Here is a 17872-nt window from a genome sequence, read left to right as displayed (position 1 = left end):
CGGCCGGAGGGTGCCGATACCGTCGCGCCGTGACGAACCGGGTGCTGCTGCTCGGCGGCACCGCCGAGGCGCGGGAACTGGCCGCCGCGCTGGTCGGTCGGCCCGACACCATGGTGGTCTCCTCGCTGGCCGGGCGGGTCGCCGACCCCCGGCTGCCGCTCGGCGAGGTCCGGATCGGCGGGTTCGGCGGGCCGGAGGGGCTCGCCCGCTGGCTGGTCGAGCACGCCGTCGACGCACTCGTCGACGGCACCCACCCGTACGCCGCCCGGATCCGCTCCTCGGCGGTGCTGGCTGCCGGGTCGACCGGGGTCCCGTACCTGCGGTTGGAGCGTCCCGGTTGGACGGCGGGCCCCGGGGACCGGTGGCACCGGGTACCGGATCTCGCCGCCGCCGCCGACCTGGTGCCCCGGCTCGGTCGCCGGGCCTTCGTCACCACCGGGCGGCAGGGGCTGGCCGCCTTCCTGCACCTGACCGGCGTCGAGCTGCTGGTCCGGGTGGTGGACGAGCCGACCGTCCCGTTGCCGGGCAACGTCACGCTGCTGCGCGACCGCGGTCCCTACCAGCTGGCGGCGGAACGGGAACTGCTGCTCGCGCACCGGATCGACGTGCTGGTCAGCAAGGACAGCGGCGGGACGTACACGATGGCGAAGCTGGCCGCCGCCCGCGAGCTGGGGCTGCCGGTGGTGCTGGTGGACCGGCCGGCGCCGATCGCCCTGCCGGCCGTGGCCGCCGAGGTGGCCGCCGCACTGGCCTGGCTGGAGACGGTACTGGCGCCGGCCCGCCCCGACGCGCCGCCGACCGCCCCGGCCGACGGTGGTGCGACCGTCGGCGTCCCGGCCGACGGCGGTCAGCCGGGATAGCTGCGGGGGGTCCAGACCACCGTCGAGCCGTCCGCCCGCCGGTCGGTGCGGGTGGTGGAGGAGCCGACTATCAGCAGGCATCGCATGTCCACGTCAGCCGGATCGAGTTCGGCGAGCGCGACGACGGTGATCCGCTCCCCCGGCCGGCCCACGTCCCGGGCTATCACCACCGGCGTCTCGGCTGCGCGGTGCCGGAGCAACACGTGCCGGGCCGCCTCGACCTGCCAACGCCGGCTGGCCGAGGCCGGGTTGTAGAGCGCCAGCACCAGATCGGCGGCAGCCGCCCCGGCCAGCCGCTGCTCGATCACCGCCCACGGCTTGAGCCGGTCCGAGAGCGAGAGCACCGCGAAGTCGTGACCGAGCGGGGCACCGATCCGGCTGGCCGCCGCCTGCGCGGCGGTCAGTCCGGGTAGCACCCGCACCGGGACGGCACCGAACCGCTCGTCCGAGGTGGCCACCTCGAGCACCGCGGTGGCCATCGCGAAGACTCCCGGATCGCCGGAGGAGACCACGGCCACCCGGGCACCGGCCAGGGCGAGTTCCAGGGCGTGCCTGGCCCGGTCGAGTTCGACCTGGTTGCCGGAGGTGTGCCGGTGCTGTCCGGGGCGGTGCGGCACCCGCTCGACGTACGGGCCGTAGCCGACCAGGTGCTCCGCCTCGCGCAACGCCTGACGGGTCTCCGGGGTCAGCCAGCCGCTGCCGGCGGGGCCGAGGCCGACCACGGTCACCGCGCCGACCGGCGGCCCGACACCAGCGGCCGGCACCCCGACACCGCTGTCCGGATCGGCGCCACCCTCCCCTTCCGCGCCACCCTTCCCTTCGGACCCGTCAGGGCGGGCGGCCGGACCAGTGCCGGTCTCCGTCCGGGACCCGCCGAGGCGGGCGGCCACGGCGTCACCGGTGGGACTGGTCAGCACGGCGAGCGAGAAGTACGGCACCCCGTCCGGGTCGACCTCGGTCAGCGGCAGTTCCCGGCCGGCCGGGGTGGTGGCCCGCTCGACGTACCAGGCGTCGGCCAGCCGTCCGGCGTCGGCGAACGCCTCCGTCACCTGCGGGAACGTCCGCCCGAGTTTGAGTACCGCGGCGGCGTCGGTGTCGGCCAGCCGGCGGGTCAGCTCGTCGGCCGGCAACGTTCCGGGAAGTACGGTGAGCACCTCGTCCCGCTCGACGAGGGGCCGGCCGAGTACGGCGGTGGCGGCACTGATCGAGGTGACTCCGGGTACCACCTCGGCGGGAAACCGGTGTGCCAGCCGCTCGTGCAGGTACATGTAGGAGCCGTAGAACATCGGGTCGCCCGCGCAGATCACCACCACGTCCCGGCCGGCCGACAGGTGCTCGGCGAGCCGCTCGGCGCTGGCGTCGTAGAACTCGGTGATCGCCGCCTCGTAGCCACCCGGATGGTCTGTCGTCTCGGTGGTCACCGGGTAGACGAGCGGTTCGGTCAGCTGGCCGTCCCGCAGGTAGGGTTCGGCGGTGGAGCGGGCGATGCTCCGGCCGTGCCGCGCCGAGTAGTACGCGACCACGTCGGCTGCGCCGATCAGCCGGGCGGCCTTCACCGTCACCAGTTCGGGGTCACCCGGACCGACACCGACACCGCGCAGCGTGCCCGGTCGCCGCCCGCCACCGCCGGCACCCGGCAGCTCGCCCTCGATGACACCCGGCCGGTCGCTGTCGTCGGCATCCGTGCCGCCGCCCGATGTCCCGGTGCTCATTCGACCTCGCTCGCGATCGCGTTGACCGCGGCGGCGGTGACCGCGCTGCCGCCCCGTCGACCGTGCACCACCAGGTACGGGATGCCGGCGCCATGCTCGGCGAGCGCCCGTTTCGACTCGGCGGCCCCGATGAACCCCACCGGTACGCCGACGATCGCCGCCGGCCGCCCGGCGCCCTCGTCGATCATCTCCAGCAGCCGGAACAGCGCGGTGGGGGCGTTGCCGATCGCGACCACGGCCCCGTCGAGCCGGTCGCGCCAGAGTTCGAGGGCGGCCGCGCTGCGGGTGGTGCCGAGCTGCCGGGCGAGGTCGGGGACCTCCGGGTGGCGCAGCGTGCAACGCACCTCGTTGTCCCGGGGCAGTCGGGCCCGGGTGACCCCGGCGGCGACCATCACCGCGTCACAGAGAATCGGTGCACCGGCCCGCAGCGCGTCCCGGCCGGCGCGGACCAGGTCCGGGGCGGCCTCGACGTCCCCGACCAGGTCGACGCTTCCGCTGGCGTGGATCATCCGGACCACCACCGGGACGATCTCCGGCGGCAGGGCGGAGAGGTCGGCCTCGGCCCGGATGGTCGCGAACGACCGCCGGTAGATCTCCGCACCGTCGCGGATGTACTCGTAGCTCACGTCTGCCTTCCTGCCCGTGCGGCCAGGGCGGCCGCCGGGGTGCCGGGCCGGCTGGTCCCGCCGGCCTCGATCCGGTATCCGCTGCCGGTGGCGACCGCCAGCACTGCCGGTCCGGCCGGACGCCCACAGTGGCGCTCGCAGCCCACCACGTGCACCGGAAGGAGCCTGCCCCGTACCGGGCCGGTCGCGGTCACTGCCTCGGTGACGTCCCGCCGGACGTCGGCGAGGGCGCTGGCGCAGCCGGGCCGGCCGGTGCAGGCGGTCACCCCGAGCCACGGCGAGGCCGGGTCGAGCAGCAGACCGGCCGTGACCAGCCGGCCGACGATATCGGGTCCGGCGGTGTCGAGCACCAGGCTGCGCCAGGGGGTGACGATGATCTCGTCCGAGTCGGCCAGGTCGGCGAGCAGCTGGGCCTGCTCGGTGGTGAGCCGGCCGAGCCGGACCCCGGCCACCACCACGCCGTCCCGCCGGGCGCCGACCACCGGCGCCGGATCGGTGCCGTCCGGCGGCGCCGCCGTCGCTGTCGCCGAGGTGCACGGGGACGGGTCCGGCGCGGCGGTGCGGGCGGACGGGGCGAGTGCGGCGGTGACCAGGGCCGGGCCGTCCGGGAGGTCCGCCAGCCGCCACAGGTCCCGGCGGTCGCCGCGCAGACGCAGGAAGGCTCGGGCGGCCGCGATCAGCAGCGGCACGGCGCCGTCCGGGCCGGCGCGTAGCCCGGTGTCGGTGCCGGCCAGCCGGAGGATCCCCGAGCCACCGGTCCAGCACAGGTCGGCGCCGAGCGTGCTGACGTCGTGCCGGCCGTCGTCGAGGGCGAACAGGAACCGGCCGCTGAGCGAGGCCAGGTCCGCCGCACCGCGCAGCGCCGCGTCCAGGTCCCGCACCATCGGGCGTACGTCTAACCGCCCGGCCGGGTCCCGTCCGCTGAGCGGGGAGGCGAGCAGGTTGCGTACCCGCTCGTGGGTGGCGGTGGGCAGCAGACCGGCCCCGGCGACCCGGTCGGCGACCCGGCGTACCGAGGAGTCGTCGGCGAGGCGGCGCAGTTGCAGGTTGCCCCGGGAGGTCAGCTCCACCGCGCCGTCCGCCTCGTCCCGGGCCAGGCCGGCGAGTACCCGCAGCTGGCTCGGGGACAGTTGCCCGCCGGGCAGCCGTACCCGGACCAGCAGCCCGTCCGCGGCCTGGTGTGCCCGCAGCGCCCCGGGGCAGCGATCCTCCGGCGGCCGGTCGGACGGGGTGGTGGAAGCGGGCACGGGCTCATCGTAGAGTCGGAGTCCTCGGCGCCGGCCGGCGGCGAGAAGTGCATCACGCGGTGGACCCGGAGGAACCCGGTGCGAGTCCGGGGCGGTCCCGCCACTGTCACCGACCCGAGGGTCGGGAGCCAGACACTCCGGACCGCCGTCGACGGACCACTGACCACGGGCGCGGACCCGGGGAGGAGCCACCCATGCCTGCGGCGAACGCTGCCACCATCCTCTTGTTGTCCACCTCGGACACCGACCTGCTCTCCGCGCGGGCCAGCGGCGCGGCGTACCGGCTGGCCAACCCGGCCCGGATCGACCTGGCCGCGCTGCCCGAGCTGGTCGACGGTGTCGACCTGGTGGTGGTACGAATCCTCGGCGGTGCCCGGATGTGGGCCGAGGGCCTGGCGGCGCTGCGGGCCGGCAACCGGCCGGTGGTGGCACTCGGCGGTGAGCAGACCCCGGACGCCGACCTGATGGCCCGGTCCACCGTGCCGGCCGGCACCGCCGCCGAGGCGCACGCCTACCTGGCGCAGGGCGGGCCGGAGAACCTGCGTGAACTGCACGCCTTCCTCTCCGACACGGTGCTGCTCACCGGGCACGGCTTCGCACCGCCGGTGGCGCAGCCGAACTGGGGCGTCCGGCCCCGCCCGGACAGCACCGCCAGCACTGCCGGCCCGGACAGCACCGCCAGCACTGCCGGCCCGGACAACACCGCCAGCACTGCCGGCCCGGACAGCACCGCCCGAGCCGGCCGCTCCGGTGCCGGCGGGCCGGTGGTCGGCATCCTCTACTACCGGGCGCACCAGCTCAGCGGTAACACCGGTTTCGTCGACGCGCTCGCCGAGGCGGTCGAGGCGGCCGGCGGGCAGGCGCTGCCGGTCTTCTGCGCGAGTCTGCGTACCCCGGAACCGGAGCTGCTGGCGACGCTCGGTGCGGCCGACGCGTTGCTGGTCACGGTGCTGGCGGCCGGCGGCACCCGACCGGCGGACGCGGCGGCCGGCGGCACCGAGGACGCCTGGGACGTCGGTGCGCTGGCCGCGCTGGACGTGCCGATCCTCCAGGGGCTCTGCCTCACCTCGACCCGGCAGAGCTGGGCGGACAGCGACGACGGGCTCTCCCCGCTGGACGCGGCGACCCAGGTCGCGGTGCCGGAGTTCGACGGCCGGTTGGTCACCGTGCCGTTCTCGTTCAAGGAGACCGACGCCGACGGGCTGCCGCGCTACGTGGCCGACCCGGAGCGGGCCGCCAGGGTCGCCGGGATCGCGGTCCGACTCGGCCGGCTACGGCACACACCGATCCGGGAGCGTCGGATCGCCCTGGTGCTGTCGGCCTATCCGACCCGGCACGCCCGGGTCGGCAACGCCGTCGGGCTGGACACCCCGGCCAGCGCGGTACGCCTGCTCCGGGCGATGCGCGACCTCGGCTACGACGTCGGCCCGGTCGACGGCCCGAACGCGCTGCCGGGACTCGTCCCGGTGCCCGACCGCTCCGGAGCCGGCACGGAACTGCCCGACGGAGCCGGCACGGAACTGCCCGACGGCGACCGGCTGATCCACGCGCTGATCGCGGCCGGCGGCCACGACCAGGAGTTCCTGACCGAGGAGCAGCTCGCCGCCAACCCGGTGCGGATTCCGCTGTCCCGCTACCGGCGCTGGTTCGACGGGCTGCCGGCACGGCTGCGCGAGGCGATGACCGAACACTGGGGACCGCCGCCCGGCCAGCTCTACGTCGACACGTCACAGCACCCGGACGGCGAGATCGTGCTCGCCTGCCTGCGCGCCGGCAACGTGGTGATCATGATTCAGCCGCCACGCGGGTTCGGCGAGAACCCGGTCGCCATCTACCACGACCCGGACCTGCCGCCGACCCACCACTACCTGGCCGCATACCGGTGGCTGGACGAGGAGTTCGGCGCGGACGCGGTGGTGCACCTGGGCAAGCACGGCTCGCTGGAGTGGCTGCCCGGCAAGACCGTCGGGCTCTCCGCCGGCTGCGCCCCGGACGCCGTGCTCGGCTCGCTGCCGCTGGTCTATCCCTTCCTGGTCAACGATCCCGGCGAGGGTGCCCAGGCGAAGCGGCGGGCGCACGCGGTGATCGTCGACCACCTGGTGCCGCCGATGGCCCGGGCGGAGAGCTACGGCGACATCGCGCGACTGGAGCAACTGCTCGACGAGTACGCCAACATCGCCGCGATGGATCCGGCCAAACTGCCGGCGATCCGGGGGCAGATCTGGACGCTGATCCAGGCCGCCCGGCTCGACCACGACCTCGGCCTGGAGCAGCGCCCGCACGACGCCGAGTTCGACGAGTTCCTGCTGCACGTGGACGGCTGGCTCTGCGAGGTGAAGGACGCGCAGATCCGGGACGGCCTGCACGTGCTCGGCGAGCCGCCGGCCGGCGAGGCCCGGGTCAACCTGGTGCTGTCGATCCTGCGCGCCCGGCAGGTCTGGGGCGGGCAGGCCGGCGCGGTCGCCGGGCTGCGGGCCGCGCTCGGCCTGCCGGAGGGCGGGGACGGGCCGGGCACCGGCGAGGTCGACCGGATCGAGGCGGTGGCCCGGAAGCTGGTCGAGGGGCTCGAATCCCGGGACTGGTCGGTCGGGGCCGTGCCGGAGGTGCTGCGCGACGTGCTCGGCGCCGGCGACCCGCGTGCGGCGGCGGTACGCCCGGTGCTGGACTTCGCCGCCACCGAGGTGGTGCCCCGACTGGCCCGGACCACCGACGAGCTGACGAACCTGCTGCACGCCCTCGACGGCGGGTACGTGCCGGCCGGCCCGAGCGGCTCCCCGCTGCGCGGCCTGGTGAACGTGCTGCCGACCGGGCGGAACTTCTACACGGTGGACCCGAAGGCGATCCCGAGCCGGTTGGCGTACGCGACCGGGCAGGCGATGGCGACCTCGCTCGTCGAGCGGTACCGGAGGGACACCGGCGAGTGGCCCCGCTCGGTCGGGCTCTCCGCCTGGGGCACCTCGGCGATGCGCACCGCCGGGGACGACGTGGCCGAGGTGCTGGCGCTGATCGGCGTGACGCCGACCTGGGACGAGGCGTCCCGCCGGGTGGACGGCTTCGAGGTGATCCCGCTGGCCGAGCTGGGCCGGCCGCGCATCGACGTGACGGTGCGGATCAGCGGCTTCTTCCGGGACGCCTTCCCGCACGTCGTGCTGCTGCTCGACGACGCCGTCCGGGCGGTGGCCGGGCTGGACGAGCCGGAGGACCAGAACTTCCTGCGGGCACACGTCCGGGCCGACGTCGCCCGGCACGGCGACGAGCGGCGGGCCACCAGCCGGATCTTCGGCTCCAAGCCGGGGGCCTACGGCGCCGGGCTGCTCCCGCTCATCGACAGCGGGAACTGGCGGGACGACGCCGACCTGGCCGAGGTCTACACGGTCTGGGGCGGCTTCGCCTACGGGCGCGGGCTGGACGGGCGACCGGCCCGGGAGGAGATGGAGGACGCGTACCGGCGGATCGCGGTGGCGGCGAAGAACACCGACACCCGGGAACACGACATCGCCGACTCGGACGACTACTTCCAGTACCACGGCGGGATGATTGCCACGGTGCGGGCGCTGACCGGGCAGGCGCCGCGGGCGTACGTCGGGGACAGCACCACCCCGGACGCGGTGCGGACCCGGTCGCTGGCCGAGGAGACCGCCCGGGTGTTCCGGGCCCGGGTGGTCAACCCGCGCTGGCTCGCGGCGATGCGCCGGCACGGCTACAAGGGCGCGTTCGAGCTGGCCGCCACCGTCGACTACCTCTTCGGGTACGACGCCACGGCCGGCGTCGTCGCCGACTGGATGTACGAGGACCTGGCGAAGACGTACGCGCTCGACGCCGAGAACCAGGAGTTCCTGCGCCGGTCCAACCCGTGGGCGCTGCGCAACATCGTCGAGCGGCTCGCCGAGGCGGCCGACCGGGGCCTGTGGGCGAAGCCCGACCCGGCGACCCTGGCGGCGCTGCGCGAGACGTACCTCCAGCTCGAAGGGGACCTGGAGGGCGCCGGGTAGCTCCTCGACCGTCAGCGCGCGGCGCCGTACGCCCGCAGGAAGGCCCGGACACCCGTGGCCGTGATCCGGTCGGTCTCCTCCCGTGGCAGCGGGATGACGCCCCAGTAGGACCGGTGCACGATATCCGTCGAGATCAGGGCCATGAAGTGGGAGACCGCCTGGGCCGGGTCGCCGTGCACATCCAGCAGGCCGTGCTCGGCGAGCGCCGCCATGACCAGGGCCAACTCGCGGCCGACCGCGCGGGGTCCGGCCTCCTGCCAGGCGTCCAGGACCTCGGCCGGGACGTGCCCGGCCTCCCCCTGGATGTGCCGGACCAGCGAGAAGTGGTCCCGGAAGTCCGTCATCAGGGCGACCCAGGCGCGGGCCAGGGCCAGTAGGTCCCGTTCGAGGTCCTCGGGCCGTGGTGGGCGCTGCGGGTCCAGGTGTTTCCGCAGCCGGACGAGTTGCTCGTCCCTGACCTGCCCGGCGCTCCACCGCATGACCGCGCGGAACAGCTCCGCCTTCCCGCCGGGGAAATGGTTGTAGAGCGTACGGGTGGAGGCGCCGGCCTCGGCGGCGATCGTGTCGATGCTGGCCCGGGTGTAGCCGTCCCGCCCGAAGACCCCGCACGCGGCGTGCGCGATCGCCGCCGCCTTGTCTCCGCGTCCCCGGCGCGGCCGGGTCGACCAGGTGTCGTCCCCGGCGTCCGTGCTGTTCATCGCCACTTCTCCCGTGTTCCGCCGAACGCATTACAACGGTCATTGTACTTCCTACAACGATCGTTGTACTTTAGCGTACGCAGCACGAACCGCGCGGAAGCAGTGCAGGAATCGAGGGGGACAGCCATGTCCGACACCATCCGTACCGTCGACCCGGCAACGGCCGAGGAGGCCGCGCTCCGGGTCGTCGTCATCGTCGGCAGCGCCCGCGGCGGCCGCGTCGGCCCGTCCGTCGCCGACTGGTTCACCCGGCACGCCGCTCGCCGCGCCGACATCGCGCTCGACGTCGTCGACGTCGCCGACCTGGACCTCCCCGTCGCCATGCCCGGCTGGGACGGCCTGCCCGCGCCCGCCCCGGCGATCGAGGTCGCCGTCGCCGACGTCGGCTCCCGGCTGGCCGCCGCGGAAGCCTTCGTCGTCGTCACCCCCGAGTACAACCACAGCTTCCCGGCCGCCCTGAAGAACCTCATCGACTGGCACTACGACCAGTGGCGGGCGAAGCCGATCGGCTTCGTCTCGTACGGCGGGCTGGGCGGCGGCCTGCGAGCGGTCGAACAGCTCCGGCAGGTCTTCGCGGAGTTGCATGCCATGACCGTGCGCGACTCCGTCAGCCTGCACGGCCCCTGGTCGGGGCTGGGCGAGGACGGCGCGCCACTCGACGCGGCGGTCTGCGAGGGAGCCGCCAACGGCATGATCGACCAGCTTGTGTGGTGGGGCCGCGCACTGCGCGCCGCTCGTGCCACCCGGCCGTACGGTAAGTGACGGCTGTGCGCAGCGTCGCAAGCCTCGCCGGAAAGGGCGGTGTCACCGAGGAGAGCGGCTCGCCCGGGACCGACGGTTCCGCCGCCGACCGGGCCACCGGGGCCTCCCGACGCCTGGCCGGGGTGATCACCGTCGTCGTGATCGGTTCGATCATGTCCGTACTGGACGTCACGATCGTCAACGTCGCCCTGCATCCGCTGGCGGTGGTGTTCGACGCGCCACTCGTCGCCGTCCAGTGGGTCGTCACCGGGTACACCCTGGCCCTCGCCGCGGTGATCCCGACGACCGCCTGGGCCATGTCGCGCTTCGGCGCGAAACGGACCTACCTGACCGCGACAGCCCTGTTCACCGCCGGCTCCGGGCTGGCCGCGCTGTCCTGGAACATCGAGACGCTCGTGCTGTTCCGGATCGTGCAGGGGCTCGGCGGCGGCCTGTTGGTGCCGGTCGGCATGGCGATGGTCATCCGGGCCGCCGACCGGGAACGGATGGGCAGGGCGATGGCCCTGCTCGGCATTCCGGTGCTGATCGGCCCGGTCAGCGGGCCGGTCCTGGGCGGCTGGTTGATCGACACCGTCTCCTGGCACTGGATCTTCCTGGTCAACCTGCCCGTCGGCGCGCTGGCGCTGGTGCTCGCGGCGCGGTTGCTGCGGCACGACGAGCCACAGCCGGCACGCCGGTTGGACCTGCTGGGCCTGCTGACGCTCTCCCCCGGACTGGCCCTGCTGATCTACGGGCTCTCCACCGGCGGCGACCGCGGTGACCTCAGCACACCACGGGCGTTGCTGCCCACCGTCGCCGGGCTGCTGCTGACCGTCGGCTTCGTCGCTCGTGGCCTGACCGCCCGCGCCCCGCTGTTGCGGCTGCGTCTGCTGCGCGACCGGAGCTTCGCGGCCGGCTGGGCCGCCATGGTGCTGTTCCCCGCCGGCTACTTCGGCTGCATGCTGCTGACGCCGATGTACTACCAGACGGCGCGCGGGCTCGGTGCGGCCGAGTCGGGCGTGCTCGGCGTTCCCCTGGCCGTCGCCGTCTTCGTGTCGATGCAGATCGCCACCCGCCGGGTCGACCGGGTGTCCCCGCGACTGATGATCCTCTCCGGCATCGTGGTCGCCGCGTGCGGTCTGGCGCTCTTCGCCGTGCAGGTCGGGCCGGAGACGCCGTACTGGCGGTTGGTGGCGGCGCTGGCGGTGCTGGGAGTGGGCGTCGGCATGGTGCTCATGCCGGCGCTCACGACGGCGACCCGGGGGCTGGCCGCCGAGGATGTCCCGTCGGGCAGCACCTTACTGAACATCGGCTCCCAGGTCGGCGTCTCGATGGGGACGGCGCTGTTGTCGGTGGTGCTGGCGTCGAACGCGACGCGTACCGGGGACGGGGCGCAATCGGCGGCTGCGTTCGCGCACACCTACTGGTGGGCGGTGGCGCTGCTGGCCCTGGCGGCACCACCGGCGGCGCTACTGCCCCGGTGGGCTGGCCGCCCACCGGCGTCGGTCCCGGCGGCCGGCGCGGCGACCGCCGCCCGCCGCCCCGATCCCGGCTGACCAGCCAGCTTTCCCAGGAAGGCATTTCGTCGTACCAATGCACCTCGTCGTACCAACGCACCTCGTCGTAGCGCCGAGGTCTCGAACCGGTGAAGTAGAGTGTGCCGGCGGCGGCGACGGGGAGGGACGGCATGGAGACGGGGGCGGCGGACCCGGTCCGGGCCTATCTGGACGGCACGGCGCGGCGCCTCCAGGCCGACGGCTGCGAGGTGCGGACCGAGGACTGGAACGGCCTACCGGTGCTGGTCGGCTACCGCGCCGACTTCCGGATGCAGTGGATGGCCACCAAGCTGCACCTCTTCACCCTCGCCGCTCCGGCGCCGCTGGTCACGGCGGGCGCCATCCAGGACTTCACCAGCTCGGCGCTGGACTACGTGGTGGCCCGCAAGGGGCAGCTGCGCGGCATGCAGAGCGGCGTCGCGGTCTTTCCCGCGCTGGTGGGCACCAACGTCGAGCCGGAGGCGGCGGCCTGGGCGCAGCGGGGGCAGTCGGTCCGGTTCGCCGCGATGGCCCGCCCGGTGGTGGTGGACGCCGGCACGGGAACCGCCGCCTGCTTCCGGGGCTATGCGGCGCTGGGGCTCTTCTACTCGGCGCACTTCCGCCGCAAGCTGGCCGCCTACTTCCCGGCCTGAGACCGTCCGGATGCGACCCGGCCGGCGTACCGGGCGGACGCGGCGCCGAACCGGGCGGCCAGCCCGCGGGCGACGGCGTCCCGCAGCGGGGGTTGGCTGCCAGCTCCGCCGCGTACACCTCGGGAAAGCCGCCGAGGTGGAGCCCGCGCAGCTTCGATGACGAGATCCGGATCGCTGATCGACATGGCCCGCACGATATCCGCCCGGCGGCCGGGTCTGCGGTGAACGGAGCCGAGGCAGTAGGGCCGGCGCCTGCCGACACCGCGTCATGGATCGTTGACACGTCACCGGAGTTCGGCCGACACTTGACCTCTATTCATCGACAGACATCAATCAAAGTGCTCGGTATCCGCGTCGCACGTCCGGACGGGTCACCGGACTACCACCAGGAGGTCCGCGCATGAACGGAAAATTCGGCACCAGCTCCGAGACCGGCCGACGCCGCAGCATCAGGATGATGCTCGGCGCCGCCTGCGCCACGGTACTGGCGATCACCGGGGCGACGCCGGCCGCCCAGGCCCAGGCCCACGCCCACGCCCACGCCCACGCCCACGCCCACGCCCACGCCGACACGTTGCCGACCTGGCCGGTCATCACCACCAACCAGACCGGCACCCACGACGGCTACTTCTACGCGTTCTGGCAGGACACCGGCGACGCCGCCCTGACCCTGGGCCCACGCGGCCACTACCGCACCCGGTGGACCAGCACCAACAACTGGTTCGGCGGCAAGGGCTGGGCGACCGGCGGGCCCCGGACCTTCAACTACTGCGCCGCCTTCCACCCGGGCGGCAACTCGTATCTGGCCCTCTACGGGTACGCGACGAACCCCGTCACCGAGTACTACATCATGGAGAACTGGGGCACCTATCGACCGGATGGTACGCGGATGGGCACCGTCGTCAGCGAGGGGAGCACCTATGACATCTACCGGACACTGCGCGGTATCGGCATCACGCCGTACTACCAGTACTACAGCATCCGACAGGAGAGGCGGTCCAGCGGGACGATCAACACCGGCGACCACTTCGACGCGTGGGCCCGCCTGGGCATGAACCTCGGCGCCACGATGGGCTACATGATCATGGCAACCGAGGGCTACCTCAGCAGCGGGTCGTCCAGCGTCACGGTGGACAGCGCCGCCACCCACTCGTCGCGGTGCGCCGCCGGCCCGCCCTCGACGCCGTAACGGACGTCAGGTCCATCCGGCCGTAACGGACGTCAGGTCCATCCGGCCGTAACGGACGTCAGGTCCATCCGACAGCCGGCTCCCGGACGGCGAGGCAGCTCAGCCGGACGTGGGCCGGACCGCGCTCCGGGTCGACCGGTCGACCGACCGAACCGGGCCGGGCAGCCCGGCGTACCGGGCCGCCGCCGCGACGAACCGGGCGGCGAGGGCCGGATGCCCGGCCCAGTGCACGTGCAGGTAGGACGCGTGCAGACTGCCGTCGGCCACGCCCTCCTCGACCGCCGTACCCAGCCCGTGCGGGCGGGACGGCCGGGGCCGGAACCGCCACGCGGGCACCCGGTCGGGGGCGTACCCGACCTGGGTGCGGTGGAACTCGTGACCGGTCACCGGCGTTCCGGGCTCGGCCAGCAGGCTGGCGCCGACCGCGACGCCCTCCCGGTAGCCGAGGGTGAGCTTTCCGGTCATCCGGGCCGAGGCGGCCAGCACCCCGGTCATCGGATGGCCGTCGAGGTCGCGGCACAGGTAGAGCAGCCCGGCGCACTCGGCCACCACCGGCAGGCCGCCCCGGACCGTCCGACCGACCGCCGCGCGCAGCCGGTCGTTGGCGGACAGTTCGGCCGCGTACACCTCGGGGAAGCCGCCGCCGAGGTAGAGGCCGGCACAGCCGGCCGGCAGCTCCTCGTCGCGCAGCGGATCGACCGGTACGACCCGCAGCCCGGCGGCGCCGAGCAGTTCCTCGGTCTCCGGATAGCGGAACGTGAACGCCGAGCCTCCGGCGACCGCGACGGTGACCGGCTCCCCCGCAGCCAGGGCCGGCACCTGTTCCTCCGGGGTCCACGGCCGGTCGGGCAGCTCGGGTGCCCGGCGGGCGATGGCCAGCACGGCGTCCAGGTCGACCGCGTCGGCGAGGTGGCCGGCGAGCGCCTCGACGGTACGGTGGGCCTCGGCGCCACGCTCGACGGCCGGAACGAGCCCGAGGTGCCGGCTCGGGGTATCGAGCGAGGCGTCCCGGCGCAGCGCGCCGAGCACCGGTACGCCGGTCCGGACGACCGCCTGCCGCACCTCCGCCTCGTGGGTCGGCGACCCGACCTTGTTCAGGATCACCCCGGCGATGGTCAGCTCCGGGTCGTACGTGGCGAAGCCGTGCACCAGCGCGCCGATGCTGCGGGAGGCGCCGGAGACGTCGACCACCAGCAGTACCGGGCTCCGGGTCAGCCGGGCGACGTGCGCGGTGGAGGCGAAGCCCTCCCGGCCGATGGCACCGTCGTGCAGCCCCATCACGCCCTCGATCACCGCGATGTCGGCCGGCACGGGCACGTTCGCGCCGTGCCGCAGCAGCGGGACGATCCGCTCCTCGCCCTGTAGGTGCGGATCCAGGTTGCGGCCCGGCCGACCGGTCGCCACCGCGTGGTAGCCGGGATCGATGTAGTCCGGCCCGACCTTGTGTCCGCTGACCACCAGGCCGCGGCCGCGCAGCGCCGCCATCAGTCCGGTGGCCACCGTGGTCTTGCCCTGCCCGGAGGCGGGCGCGGCGATCACCATCCGGGGCAGCCGGGTCACCACTCGATCCCCCGCTGTCCCTTCTGGCCCGCGTCCATCGGATGTTTCACCTTGGTCATCTCGACCACCAGGTCGGCGGCCTCGACCAGCCGGGGGTCGGCGTCCCGGCCGGTGACGACCACGTGCTGGTGACCGGGGCGGTTCCGCAGCGTGTCGACCACCTCGGCCACGTCCACCCAGCCCCACTTCATCGGATAGGTGAACTCGTCGAGCACGTAGAGCTGGTGCCGTTCCTCGGCGATCCGGCGCCGGATCTCACGCCAGCCCTCCAGGGCGTCGGCGGCGTGGTCGGCCTCGCTGCCCGGCCTGCGGCTCCAACTCCAGCCGGCGCCCATCTTGTGCCACTGCACCGGGCCACCCTCGCCGGTCTGCTCGTGCAGCCGGCCGAGCGCGAGCAGTGCGGACTCCTCGCCGACCCGCCAGCGGGCCGACTTGACGAACTGGAAGACCGCGATCGACCAGCCCTGGTGCCAGCCCCGCATCGCCAGCCCGAAGGCGGCCGTCGACTTACCCTTCATCGCGCCGGTGTGCACCATCAGCAGTGGGCGGTTGCGGCGCTGCCGGGTGGTCAGCCCGTCGGCGGGTACCGTCTCCGGTTGTCCCTGCGGCATCAGGCGGCCCTCCCCCACCGGCTTCCGACGCCGCCGGAGCCGTCCCGGGCATTGTCGTTTCGGGTACGCGTACCGGTGCGGTCGCGTACCGCACCGGTCAGGGTGGCGGCGGCGACCCGCTCCAGCGGCAGGTGTTCGGCACCGAGCGCGTCGGCGAGTTCGACGGCCAGGCCGAGCCGGATCCGTCCCGCCTCGCAGTCGACCAGCACCGAGCGGACGCCGCTGCCGGCAAGCAGCCGGGCGGCGTACCGGGAGCGGGCCACCGCGTCCGGGCCGGCGGTGGCCCGACCGTCGGTCAGCAGCACCAGCAGTGGGCGGCGGCGCGGGTCCCGGATCCGTTCCACCCGCAGCACCGCACCGGCCCGGAGCAGTCCCTCGGCCAGCGGGGTACGGCCACCGGTCGGCAGCCCGGCCAGCCGGGTGGCGGCGACGTCCACGCTGGAGGTCGGTGGCAGCGCGAGTTCTGCGGCGTTGCCCCGGAAGGTGACCAGGCCCACCTTGTCCCGCCGCTGGTAGGCGTCGAGCAGCAGCGAGAGTACGGCGGTCTTCACCTCCCGCATCCGCTGCCGTGCCGCCATCGAGCCGGAGGCGTCGACGCAGAAGAGGATCAGGTTCCCCTCCCGGCCCTGCCGTACCGGCACCCGGAGGTCCTGCGGCCGCAGCTCCAGCCCCGGACCGCGCCGCCCGCGCATCCGTTGGTGTGGGGCTGCCGCCCAGAGCGTGGCGACCAGGTGTGGCCGATTGCCGGCAGCCGCCCCGGCCGGCGTCGTCCGGATCGTCTGCCCGACGGTGGTGACCGCCGGTGACCGGCGCCCGGCGACGCCCGCCCCGACGCCCGGTACGACCAGCAGCCGGGCCCGGTACGGCCGCCCGGCGGCGAGTGTCCGGCTGCCATCCGGCCCCTCGCCCGCCGGCCCGTCCGGTCCGTCCGGTTCCGCCGAGCCGTGTGGTGCGGCCGGCACCCGGACCCGGTCCGGCCCTTCGGATCCGGTGCCGTCCCCGGCCGCTCCGTCCGGCACGGCGTCGACCTCCGGGGCGGGTCCGGTGGTCCTCGGGCTCCCCGGCGTAGCGCCGGTGTCGTCCGGTGGCGGTGCACCGCCCGGCCCACCCGGGTCGGGTTCGTCCGGGCCGGAGCCCTGCGGCGGCGGGCCACCGTCCGGAGGCGGCTCGGCCGGCCGGTCGAGCCCGGCGTCGGCGAGCGCCTGGTCGAGCCGCTCCTGTTCGATGCCGGGCGGGTCGAACGGGTCCCGCCGACGCCGGTGCGGCAGCGCCAGCCGGGCGGCGGCCCGGATGTCCACCCCGGTGACCGTGGTACGCCCGCACCACGCGGCGTGCGCCATCGCGGTCCGCGCGGTGACCAGGTCCGCGCGCATCCCGTCCACCTCGAACGAGGCGCAGACCGTCGCGATCCGGTACAGGGTGTCGTCGTCGAGTCGCACCTCGGGGAGGAGTCGACGGGCTCGGGCGATCCGGGCGGCGCGCTCGGCGTCCGCCGCCGCGTACCGGCCGGCGAACCCGTCGGGGTCCGCCTCGTAGCCGAGTCGTCGCCGGGTCACCTCGGCGCGTACCGCCGGGTCGCGGCTGGCCGCCACCTCGACGGTCAGGCCGAACCGGTCCAGCAGTTGCGGGCGGAGTTCCCCCTCCTCCGGGTTCATCGTGCCGACCAGCACGAACCGGGCGGCGTGAGCGACGGAGACACCCTCCCGCTCCACAGTGGCCCGTCCCATCGCCGCCGCGTCCAGCAGCACGTCGACCAGGTGGTCGTGCAGCAGGTTCACCTCGTCGACGTAGAGCAGTCCACGGTGCGCCGAGGCGAGCAACCCCGGCTCGTACGCGGTGACGCCGTCCCGCAGCGCCTGCTCCAGCTGCAGGGCGCCGAGTACCCGGTCCTCGGTGGCACCGACCGGCAGCTCGACCAGCCGGGCCGGGCGGGTCGTCGACGCCGCCGACGGCTGGTGCGGCCCGTCCGGGCACTCCGGGTCAGGTGCGGCCGGGTCGCAGGAGAACCGGCAGCCGAGCACGACCGTCACCGGTGGCAGCAGCGCGGTGAGCGCCCGGACGATCGTGGACTTCGCGGTGCCCTTCTCGCCCCGGATCAGCACCCCGCCGACGGCCGGCGAGACGGCGCTGAGGGTGAGCGCGAGGGCCATGTCGTCCATCCCGACGACGGCGGAGAACGGGTACGACCGCACGGGGGCAACCTCCTGCCTCGCGGGTGTCCACGCCCGCGACCGGTCCGGTGCCGGGCCGCCCGGAGGGCCGGCCCGGGACGGGGGCGGAGTGTCTGGCTCCCGGCGCGCGGCCGGTCACAGTGGCGGGACCGCCCCGGAGTCGCCGGCCCTCGCGGGCCGACCCACCGGTGTTCCTCGCCGCACCGTCGCCGCCGATGATGACACAATCCGCCCGTCCCGGCATCGGTGCCGGCATCGGTGCCGGTGCCGGTGGCGG

At 74.5% G+C, this 17872-nt stretch carries 13 protein-coding genes and 1 riboswitch; of the genes, 6 read left to right on the top strand and 7 right to left on the bottom strand.

The annotated features are described in order from the left end of the window. Positions 1-29: 29 nt before the first annotated feature. Complete coding sequence (locus ACN28A_RS28555; protein ID WP_421400185.1) at positions 30-860, top strand: cobalt-precorrin-6A reductase; 831 nt, start codon at positions 30-32, stop codon at positions 858-860. Here the strand turns inward: ACN28A_RS28555 and ACN28A_RS28550 are convergent. From ACN28A_RS28550 to ACN28A_RS28540, 3 genes are read right to left on the bottom strand one after another with little or no spacing between them, the layout of a single operon-like run. Then, the gene (locus ACN28A_RS28550; RefSeq protein ID WP_421400183.1) at positions 848-2572 is read right to left on the bottom strand and encodes a precorrin-2 C(20)-methyltransferase; all 1725 of its coding nucleotides are present in this window, start codon (positions 2570-2572) and stop codon (positions 848-850) included. The genes ACN28A_RS28555 and ACN28A_RS28550 overlap by 13 nt on opposite strands. Beyond that, positions 2569-3198: a precorrin-8X methylmutase gene (locus ACN28A_RS28545; RefSeq protein WP_421400180.1), complete on the bottom strand. Its 630-nt coding sequence runs from the start codon at positions 3196-3198 to the stop codon at positions 2569-2571. Before ACN28A_RS28545 ends, ACN28A_RS28550 begins: the two co-directional genes overlap by 4 nt. After that, positions 3195-4445, bottom strand: a complete 1251-nt coding sequence (locus ACN28A_RS28540; RefSeq protein ID WP_421400178.1) for a precorrin-3B synthase — start codon at positions 4443-4445, stop codon at positions 3195-3197. The genes ACN28A_RS28545 and ACN28A_RS28540 overlap by 4 nt, the downstream gene beginning before the upstream one ends. Before the next feature lie 68 nt (positions 4446-4513). Continuing rightward, positions 4514-4583, top strand: a riboswitch (cobalamin riboswitch). A gap of 56 nt (positions 4584-4639) precedes the next feature. Here ACN28A_RS28540 and cobN point away from each other — a divergent pair. Further along, positions 4640-8437 carry a cobaltochelatase subunit CobN gene (gene cobN, locus ACN28A_RS28535; RefSeq protein ID WP_421400175.1) on the top strand — a complete coding sequence of 1266 codons (3798 nt, stop codon included), beginning with the start codon at positions 4640-4642 and terminating at the stop codon, positions 8435-8437. A gap of 11 nt (positions 8438-8448) precedes the next feature. Here cobN and ACN28A_RS28530 read toward each other — a convergent pair whose 3' ends face one another. Next, positions 8449-9135 (bottom strand): TetR/AcrR family transcriptional regulator, encoded by a 687-nt coding sequence (locus ACN28A_RS28530; RefSeq protein ID WP_421400173.1) that lies wholly within the window; start codon positions 9133-9135, stop codon positions 8449-8451. 126 nt (positions 9136-9261) lie between these two features. Between ACN28A_RS28530 and ACN28A_RS28525 the strand changes: the two genes are divergently transcribed. The 4 genes from ACN28A_RS28525 (at position 9262) to ACN28A_RS28510 (ending at position 13253) form a co-directional block, all read left to right on the top strand. Then, complete coding sequence (locus tag ACN28A_RS28525) at positions 9262-9897, top strand: NADPH-dependent FMN reductase (RefSeq protein ID WP_421400171.1); 636 nt, start codon at positions 9262-9264, stop codon at positions 9895-9897. A 5-nt stretch (positions 9898-9902) separates the two neighbouring features. Next, positions 9903-11432, top strand: coding sequence for a DHA2 family efflux MFS transporter permease subunit (locus ACN28A_RS28520; protein ID WP_421400168.1), 1530 nt, complete (start codon positions 9903-9905; stop codon positions 11430-11432). A 131-nt stretch (positions 11433-11563) separates the two neighbouring features. Beyond that, positions 11564-12064 carry a levansucrase gene (locus ACN28A_RS28515; RefSeq protein ID WP_421400166.1) on the top strand — a complete coding sequence of 167 codons (501 nt, stop codon included), beginning with the start codon at positions 11564-11566 and terminating at the stop codon, positions 12062-12064. 400 nt (positions 12065-12464) lie between these two features. Then, the gene (locus tag ACN28A_RS28510; protein WP_421400163.1) at positions 12465-13253 is read left to right on the top strand and encodes a glycoside hydrolase family 11 protein; all 789 of its coding nucleotides are present in this window, start codon (positions 12465-12467) and stop codon (positions 13251-13253) included. A gap of 99 nt (positions 13254-13352) precedes the next feature. Here the strand turns inward: ACN28A_RS28510 and ACN28A_RS28505 are convergent, their stop codons facing one another. From ACN28A_RS28505 to ACN28A_RS28495, 3 genes are read right to left on the bottom strand one after another with little or no spacing between them, the layout of a single operon-like run. Next, on the bottom strand, positions 13353-14795 hold the full coding sequence (locus ACN28A_RS28505) for a cobyrinate a,c-diamide synthase (protein ID WP_421404690.1): 1443 nt from the start codon (positions 14793-14795) through the stop codon (positions 13353-13355). A gap of 14 nt (positions 14796-14809) precedes the next feature. After that, positions 14810-15424 carry a cob(I)yrinic acid a,c-diamide adenosyltransferase gene (gene cobO, locus ACN28A_RS28500; RefSeq protein ID WP_421400161.1) on the bottom strand — a complete coding sequence of 205 codons (615 nt, stop codon included), beginning with the start codon at positions 15422-15424 and terminating at the stop codon, positions 14810-14812. Then, complete coding sequence (locus tag ACN28A_RS28495) at positions 15424-17583, bottom strand: magnesium chelatase subunit D family protein (RefSeq protein WP_421404688.1); 2160 nt, start codon at positions 17581-17583, stop codon at positions 15424-15426. The genes cobO and ACN28A_RS28495 overlap by 1 nt, the downstream gene beginning before the upstream one ends. Between the last annotated feature and the right edge of the window lie 289 nt (positions 17584-17872).

This window comes from Plantactinospora sp. WMMB782 (assembly GCF_049179135.1).
Lineage (GTDB): Bacteria > Actinomycetota > Actinomycetes > Mycobacteriales > Micromonosporaceae > Plantactinospora.
Note: the sequence above shows the minus strand (reverse complement) of the source record. Positions and strands in the feature narration are given on the sequence as shown.

What these genes read in the sequence shown, in the direction of transcription:
- ACN28A_RS28525 (WP_421400171.1), top strand. Translation starts at nt 9,262, where the DNA reads ATGTCCGACACCATCCGTACCGTCGACCCGGCAACGGCCGAGGAGGCC.
- ACN28A_RS28550 (WP_421400183.1), bottom strand. Translation starts at nt 2,572, where the DNA reads ATGAGCACCGGGACATCGGGCGGCGGCACGGATGCCGACGACAGCGAC.
- ACN28A_RS28495 (WP_421404688.1), bottom strand. Translation starts at nt 17,583, where the DNA reads ATGGACGACATGGCCCTCGCGCTCACCCTCAGCGCCGTCTCGCCGGCC.
- ACN28A_RS28530 (WP_421400173.1), bottom strand. Translation starts at nt 9,135, where the DNA reads ATGAACAGCACGGACGCCGGGGACGACACCTGGTCGACCCGGCCGCGC.
- ACN28A_RS28510 (WP_421400163.1), top strand. Translation starts at nt 12,465, where the DNA reads ATGAACGGAAAATTCGGCACCAGCTCCGAGACCGGCCGACGCCGCAGC.
- ACN28A_RS28515 (WP_421400166.1), top strand. Translation starts at nt 11,564, where the DNA reads ATGGAGACGGGGGCGGCGGACCCGGTCCGGGCCTATCTGGACGGCACG.
- ACN28A_RS28505 (WP_421404690.1), bottom strand. Translation starts at nt 14,795, where the DNA reads ATGGTGATCGCCGCGCCCGCCTCCGGGCAGGGCAAGACCACGGTGGCC.
- cobN (WP_421400175.1), top strand. Translation starts at nt 4,640, where the DNA reads ATGCCTGCGGCGAACGCTGCCACCATCCTCTTGTTGTCCACCTCGGAC.
- cobO (WP_421400161.1), bottom strand. Translation starts at nt 15,424, where the DNA reads ATGCCGCAGGGACAACCGGAGACGGTACCCGCCGACGGGCTGACCACC.